Here is a 7,510-nt window from a genome sequence, read left to right as displayed (position 1 = left end):
AATATAAAATACATACTGTGGGCGGTTTCCCGAGTGGCCAAAGGGGACAGACTGTAAATCTGCTGCAAATTGCTTCGGTGGTTCGAATCCACCACCGCCCATCTTTTTATTATTATCGCGGGATGGAGCAGTCTGGAAGCTCGCCGGGCTCATAACCCGGAGGTCGATGGTTCAAATCCATCTCCCGCAACTACGTGCCCAGATAGCTCAGTTGGTAGAGCAGAGGACTGAAAATCCTCGTGTCGTTGGTTCGATTCCGACTCTGGGCACTTTTCTTATATCTAAATATTTTCTAAGCAGAAAATAGAATTTTAAATAAATATTATCTACTAATCAAGTCACAAGCTTTAAGCCTGTGGCTATTTTTGTACATTAAAAAACGAGTGAAGCCTTTGACTTTGACTTCACTCGTTTTGTTTAAGCTAATAATTAATAATTTTCTTCACGTACTTCAAAATAGCTTTGTGGATGCTTACATACAGGACATACAGCAGGGGCTTCCAAGCCTACAACAACATGACCACAATTGCGGCACTCCCACATTGTTACACCACTCTTCTTGAATACTTCCATTGCTTCAACATTGCTAAGAAGCTTACGATAACGCTCTTCATGGAGCTTTTCAATAGCACCAACACCTCTAAACTGAGCAGCTAATTCAGGAAATCCTTCTTCTTCAGCCTCTTTAGCCATTCGCTCGTACATATCTGTCCATTCAGCATTTTCGCCTTCTGCAGCATGTAAAAGGTTTGTTGGAGTATCACCTACTTCACCAAGAGCCTTGAACCAAAGCTTTGCATGTTCCTTTTCATTATCTGCAGTTTTAAGGAAAAGAGCTGCAATCTGCTCATATCCAGCCTTTTTTGCTACAGACGCAAAATATGTATACTTGTTTCGAGCCATTGACTCGCCTGCAAAAGCTTCCCAAAGGTTCTTTTCAGTTTTTGTACCAGCATATTTATTTTCTGCCATTATTAAATCCTCCTTTTTTCATATTGGATATTTTAAATATATCACAGATAATATTGGTAAGTCATTACTAACATTTGTTTAGGCTATTAAATAGTGTACAATAATAAGGTGCAAGATTAGTAAATAATAGTTTCTGTCAAATAAAAAATATTGCAATTAAATGTCAAAATATAAAATTTAAACGATATGCTAAATCATGTTTCCACTACCTAGAGTGTAGAGGAAGATTCTATTCTATTTTTGGTATAATAAGCTTATGAAAAAATATATAAGGGGAAGCCATGAGCGAGAATTTCAATATCAACAATTCTATTGAAAATAAAAAAGAAGAATTCACTAATAAAGCTGGTAATATAGGTGAGCTGAATATGTCGGTATCTGCAATTTGTAGCAATAAAGAGGGGAAAAAGTATGCATATGTTACTTTTTCTGATGGTATCAGGAATGCAGAAGGAGTAATTCCTGAATGCACCATTAATAAAAATAAAGGCTTTGCTGATATAGAGATTCAGCAGTTAGAGAAATATATGAAGGAAAATCTAGCACAGCTTAAAAAGATGGCTGCGGGTGTCGATGTTTTTTCTGCATTTTTAGCATCTGATAAATGAAATCTCAAAGAAAATACTATTGATTGCGCGCAACTGTATGGGGTATAATTCTTTTAACAAGGAGGACAGTAATATGTTTTTTGATGATGTTAAAAGTAGAAGAAGTGTAAGAACATTTGATGGAAAGGGTCTTACTGCGGAAGTTATAGAAGATTTAGAGAATTACTCTAAGACAACAACTAATCCTTATAATATTCCTATTACATATACTTTTTTAGATGCGAAGGAGCATGGATTATCAAGCCCTGTTTTATCTGGGGAAAGGTGTTATGTTACAGCTAAAATTAAGAAAGAAAAAAATGCTGATGTGGCATATGGTTATAGCTTTGAGGATTTCTTGATGTATGCTGTAAGCAAGAATCTTGGCACTGTATGGATTGGTGGAACAATGCCTAGAGATAAGTTTGAAAAAGCTTCAAATCTTGCAGAAGATGAAATAATGCCATGTATTAGCCCTCTTGGTGTTCCAGCTGAAAAAATGGGTGTAAAGGAAGTGCTTATGAGAAAAGGTGTTAAGGCAGACTCACGTTTCGATTTTTCTGACCTTTTCTTTAAAGATAGTTTTGATACTCCATTAAGTGAAAATGATGCGAAAAATATTGGTATTTATTCAGCATTGGAGGCTGTACGTTTTGCACCATCGGCAGTAAATAAGCAGCCATGGAGAGCTGTTGTTACAGAATCAGCAATTCATTTTTTTGAGAAAAAAGACAGAGGATATGATAACGGCGTATATGATCTTCAGAAGGTTGATGTAGGTATTGCAATGTATCATTTTGAGCGTGAATGCAAGGAAAATGGTGTTAATGTGTCATTTACTTTGAGCAATCCTAATATCAGTTTACCAGAAAATACTGAATACATTGCTAGCTACACTTTAGTATAAGTGAGTATTTATATAGAGTAATTACTTTATATTTAGAACACAATTTCTTAAATATATAGTGCTAGAATCAGAAGAGGTTGTATAGATAAGAATTGATTAAGTGGGGTAAAAAATGGTTGATATACCTAGTTGGGTTATATTAAATTTTTATACATTTTTTCTTCTGATTCTTTTACTGATATTTCAGAACAACACTTCTAGATTGCAGAAAGGTAGAAAATATTCTGCAATTCTTATTTGTACGCTTATTTTATTATTTTCTGAGTCAATAGGTCGAATAGGGGAGAGTCATTCTGATAATCTACTTTATTTAGCCTACATAGGATATTATTTAATTTTCTTATTAGATCCCGTAGATATATTATTTGCATTAAGTTATATAGATTGTTGGATGGATACTGAGAGTAGTGTTCCACGACGAATTTTTAGAGGGGCGTTTGAATTATTTGCCGCTATAAATGCATTTTTTGTGACTATTTCATCTATGTTTAATTTGAAATGGTTCTTTTATTTTGAAAATGGAGTGTATTATAGAGGAGATTTTTTTTTAATAAGGGCATTAACACTTATGGTTTTTATTGTTTTAGTGTTGCTATATGCAATTATTTTTAGAAAAGACTTAATGAGTGAATATAAAAATGCAATTTTAATATTACCTTTATTTGCTGTAACAGGGGCTTTAGCGCAGGTATTTGTCGCCAATATAGAAACAACTTATGCTGGAATTTCATTAGGATGCCTTGTTATTTTCTTTTTCTTCCAAAGTAAAGATAAAAATATCGACTATCTTACAGGTGTTCTCAATAGACGTGGGCTTGATATTAAGATGGACGAAATGATTAAGAATAGCCAGACAGCAGATAAGAATTTTACTGCGATTATGATGGATTTGGATAATTTTAAATCAATAAATGATACCTTTGGACACGAAGAAGGTGATAAGGCTATAAAGATAGCTGCGGAAATTTTGGTGGACTATTTCGGAAAAAATGCTTCTATTGGAAGATTTGGCGGTGATGAGTTTTGTGTGATTACAGATAATGAGTCTACATCCGAAATGGAAGTATTGATTGAAAAATCCAGAATTAAATTGGCTCATATTCGAGATAAGAGAGGTTGGGATAAAAGTGTTGATATAAGCTGTGGATATAAAGTTTATGAATATGGGAGTGGCTTGAGTAGGGAAGAATTTTCTGCAAATATTGATGAGTTAATGTATATCCAAAAGCAGCAACATCATAAAAAGCTGAATAGAAAGTAAAGGTGGCATATATGTCTAATTACCTTGATGAAAAATGTATAGTCAATCGAAATCGTATATACGAAGTTCCGGAGGGGATTACCATACTTCAAGAAGGAGAATCAAACCTGGATATGTATAAAATTGTATCTGGTCATGTTGAAATGTATACAGGTTTTTGAACAGGAAACGTTAATAAGACTTATCATTTAATAAAAGGGGAGTTTTTATGGTATTTCAAAAGTATATTAGACGTTCAGATATGATTTCTTGCGTTTTATGTCAGGATGCACCATGCAGTAATGCATGTCCTGAGTTTGAGCCAGGGGAGGCTTTACGTTCTATTTGGTTTGATAATCCGGACGTTGCAGCGTTAAAATATAAGGAAAGTAGTTATTGTGCTACATGCAATGCACCTTGTGAAAAGGCATGTATAAGTAAAAATATTGTTCCGATTAAATCTATAATGAAGGATTTAACCGAAAAAGTTCTACCAGTTACGGAAATAGCTATACCGGATAATGAGGATAGATTGAAATGTGATATTGGTGGTGTTCCCTTGGAGAATCCTTTTCTATTATCATCGTCTGTTGTTGCATCGACATATGATATGTGTGCCAGAGCCTTTGAAGCCGGTTGGGCAGGCGTATGTTTTAAAACAATTTGCTCTTTAGATATTCATGAGGCTTCTCCTAGATTTTCTGCGATTACCGGCGATAATGGTAGTATAATAGGATTCAAGAATATCGAACAGCTGTCGGATCATAGTGTGGCTGAGAATATGAGCATTTTCCGTAAATTAAAGGAAAACTATCCTACTAAGTTTATTCTGGCATCTATAATGGGGCAGGATGAAGCTGAGTGGGAGTCCTTGGCAAAGCTTTGTGAAGAAAATGGAGCTGATGCTATAGAACTTAACTTTTCATGTCCTAATATGATGGAAGATGGTCTGGGATCTGACATCGGGCAGGTGCCAGAGCTTGTGGAAAGATTTACAAGAGCTGCCAAGAGAAGTACCACTATACCTGTTTTGGCTAAACTCACACCTAATGTAGCTACTATGAGCCCTGCAGCTGAGGCTGCGCTGCGTGGTGGTGCAGATGGAATAGCTGCTATAAATACAATCAAGAGTATTACAGGTGTAAATCCATACACACTTGTGTCTCAACCAGCTGTTAGAGGAAGGTCTGCCTTGGGTGGATATAGTGGCAATGCTGTTAAACCTATTGCACTTCGATTTATTTCTGAGTTGGGTCAAAATCCAGCTCTTAAGGAAATGCATATAAGTGGAATGGGTGGAATTGAAACCTGGAGAGATGCCTTAGAGTTTATACTTTTAGGGTCTGGCTCAATTCAAATAACCACTGCTGTTATGCAATACGGCTATCGTATAATTGACGATTTAAAATCTGGACTAAATTATTATCTGGCGCAGATGGGAATTAATTCTGTAAAAGATATAATCGGAGCAGGATTGGATTCTGTTAGCGAAACGACAGACGTATTAGAGCGCGACACGATTCTGTTTCCTAAATTTAATGATGAAGACTGTATTGGTTGTGGTCGCTGTTATATTTCTTGTATGGACGGTGGTCATCAGGCAATCAAGTTTGATAATCGCATTCCAAAGCTTGATGGAAGTAAATGTGTGGGGTGCCATTTATGTCTGTTGGTATGTCCGCAGCATGCTATTTCTGTCAGCAAAAAAAGAATTACTAGAAATTAGGGGCTAAAAGGGGAATGAAAAAATGGTTAGTATGATTTTAAAAATGTCAGGAGTGACACTTTTGTATGTACTTCTGACTATTGTGGTGTGGTTTTGGACAAAAGACAAGGAAATAACCAGATTTAAAAAGCTGGTTATAGGAATTGTTTTTGGAATTAGTTCTGTGCTATCAACTCACTTTGGTATTCAATATGAAAAGATGATTATCAATGTGAGAGATATTGGACCACTTGCAGCTGGCTTGTTTTTTTCGCCTGGAGCAGGTGTTATCGCCGGCCTTATTGGTGGAATTGAAAGATATATTGCTGGAACGTATTTTGGAGTAAGTTCTTATACACGTATTGCTTGTAGTATTTCAACCTGCCTGGCAGGTTTTGTTGCTATGGGCATGAAAATCAAAGTTTTTAAAGGGAAAAAGCCATCCCCATTTTATGCATTCTTCATGGGTGCCGTTATGGAAGTTTTCCATATGTACGTGGTATTTATCACCCATAGAGATGACATGAGAATGGCTTTTTTGGTTGTAAGTACATGCTCGATACCTATGATCATTTTTACAGGTATTGGTTTGTCCGTATCTTCTATTATCCTACAAGTGTTAGCTGGAGAATGGCATAATCCTTTTGCGCCAAATGATGAGGAAAAGGAGCCGTTGTCTCAAAAATTTCAAAAATGGCTATTCATTATCACATCAATTGTGATTCTTAGCAATTTCCTGTTTTCTTTTTTAATACAGACTCAATCGGCTATGCAGGATTGTGAGACTATGCTTGATAAGAATGTTGATGCTGTAAGAGCTCAGTATGAATATGATGATTACACTATAAAGGTGGATAATTCTGTATGGTTTGGAATAATTGATTCTGACAGACGTATTATCAGAGGAAAAAATCAAGGAATAAAGCTTCCTGTGGCAGAGTTTCAGCGATTAACGAAAAACATGAATAATATTTTCCGTGGTACTTATTGGGGAGAAAAGGCCTTTATTTATGCGGAATGGTATGATAAAGACACTATGATTGTTACCGCAATAAGTGAAGTTGAGGTTTATTGGCATAGGGATGCAGATGCATATGAGTCAGGCTTTTCTAATATACTTTTGTTCACAGTTATTTATGTGCTGATAGCCTATCTTGTAAATCAGATAGTGGTAAACAATATACATTTGATTAACGAATCCCTATCTAAAATTACAAATGGAAATCTAAATGAGGTGGTAACGGTAAGAACTTCTTCTGAGTTTGCATCTCTTTCCGATGATATCAATCAGACGGTTTTAACCTTGAAGGGTTACATCGCAGCTGCTGAAAAGAAAATAGAACAGGAGCTTATTCTTGCTCGAACGATTCAGGCATCTTCTTTACCGCAGGTATTTAGTTTTCCAGATAGGGACGAATTTGAATTATTCGCCACTATGAAGCCGGCTAAAGAAGTAGGTGGAGATTTCTATGATTTTTTCTTTGTTGATATAAATAGAATAGCTCTTGTAATTGCTGATGTTTCGGGAAAGGGAATACCGGCTGCATTGTTTATGATGCGAAGCAAGACTGCTATTAGAAGCTTTACTGTTTCAGGTGGAACTCCAGAGGAGATTCTTGCAAAAACTAACGAGACACTTTGTGAAGGCAATGAAGCAGAAATGTTTGTTACAGTTTGGATTGGAATTATAGATTTGACGACTGGACTTATGCAATGTGCAAACGCTGGACATGAATATCCTGTTATCAGACATGGAGATGGTGATTATGAGCTGTTTAAGGATAAACATAGCTTGGCCCTAGCCGCAATGCCTGTGGTGAAATCAAAACCATATGAGATTCAATTGCAGCCTGGTGATAGGATATTCGTATATACGGATGGCGTTCCAGAGGCTATAAATAAAGACGAAAAACAATATGGTACAGAAAGAATGCTTCAAACACTTAATAGCGTAAAGGAGAAATCTATAACAGATACATTACCAGAGATTTCTGAAAGCATAAAAGAGTTTAAGGGGGATGCAGAACAATTTGACGATATAACAATGCTAGGTTTTGAATACGTAAAACCGTTGGTTTGGGGTTGAGAAAGGTCTTGAT

7 protein-coding genes and 3 tRNA genes are annotated in these 7,510 nt (G+C 36.0%); 9 read left to right on the top strand and 1 reads right to left on the bottom strand.

All coding sequences use genetic code 11. The features are described 5' to 3' along the window. The first annotated feature begins 19 nt into the window (after positions 1-19). The 3 genes from BLV53_RS13995 to BLV53_RS13985 all read left to right on the top strand — a co-directional run bounded on the left by BLV53_RS13995 (position 20) and on the right by BLV53_RS13985 (position 269). Positions 20-101: transfer RNA gene (locus BLV53_RS13995), tRNA-Tyr, on the top strand. Positions 102-116: 15 nt separating this feature from the next. Beyond that, a tRNA-Met gene (locus BLV53_RS13990) sits at positions 117-190 on the top strand. A 6-nt stretch (positions 191-196) separates the two neighbouring features. Further along, positions 197-269 (top strand) — tRNA-Phe (locus BLV53_RS13985). A gap of 160 nt (positions 270-429) precedes the next feature. Here the strand turns inward: BLV53_RS13985 and rbr are convergent. Beyond that, positions 430-972, bottom strand: coding sequence for a rubrerythrin (rbr, locus tag BLV53_RS13980; protein WP_090301953.1), 543 nt, complete (start codon positions 970-972; stop codon positions 430-432). 281 nt (positions 973-1,253) lie between these two features. On the opposite strand from rbr, the gene BLV53_RS13975 reads away from it, so the two are divergent. The 6 genes from BLV53_RS13975 to BLV53_RS13955 all read left to right on the top strand — a co-directional run bounded on the left by BLV53_RS13975 (position 1,254) and on the right by BLV53_RS13955 (position 7,497). Next, positions 1,254-1,580 carry a hypothetical protein gene (locus tag BLV53_RS13975; RefSeq protein ID WP_090301951.1) on the top strand — a complete coding sequence of 109 codons (327 nt, stop codon included), beginning with the start codon at positions 1,254-1,256 and terminating at the stop codon, positions 1,578-1,580. 73 nt (positions 1,581-1,653) lie between these two features. Further along, positions 1,654-2,466, top strand: a complete 813-nt coding sequence (locus BLV53_RS13970) for a nitroreductase family protein (RefSeq protein WP_170830875.1) — start codon at positions 1,654-1,656, stop codon at positions 2,464-2,466. Between the two features lie 112 nt (positions 2,467-2,578). Then, positions 2,579-3,727: a GGDEF domain-containing protein gene (locus BLV53_RS13965; protein ID WP_090301947.1), complete on the top strand. Its 1,149-nt coding sequence runs from the start codon at positions 2,579-2,581 to the stop codon at positions 3,725-3,727. Between the two features lie 11 nt (positions 3,728-3,738). After that, complete coding sequence (locus BLV53_RS17100; RefSeq protein WP_170830874.1) at positions 3,739-3,888, top strand: hypothetical protein; 150 nt, start codon at positions 3,739-3,741, stop codon at positions 3,886-3,888. Between the two features lie 47 nt (positions 3,889-3,935). After that, the gene (preA, locus tag BLV53_RS13960) at positions 3,936-5,432 is read left to right on the top strand and encodes an NAD-dependent dihydropyrimidine dehydrogenase subunit PreA (RefSeq protein ID WP_090301945.1); all 1,497 of its coding nucleotides are present in this window, start codon (positions 3,936-3,938) and stop codon (positions 5,430-5,432) included. A gap of 22 nt (positions 5,433-5,454) precedes the next feature. Next, a complete protein-coding gene (locus BLV53_RS13955; protein ID WP_090301943.1) occupies positions 5,455-7,497 on the top strand; it encodes a SpoIIE family protein phosphatase in 2,043 nt (680 codons plus the stop codon). Positions 7,498-7,510: the final 13 nt, after the last annotated feature.

Origin of the sequence: Pseudobutyrivibrio sp. ACV-2 (assembly GCF_900107545.1) — a bacterium.
Classification (GTDB): domain Bacteria; phylum Bacillota; class Clostridia; order Lachnospirales; family Lachnospiraceae; genus Pseudobutyrivibrio.
This window is presented reverse-complemented; position numbering and strand designations above follow the sequence as displayed.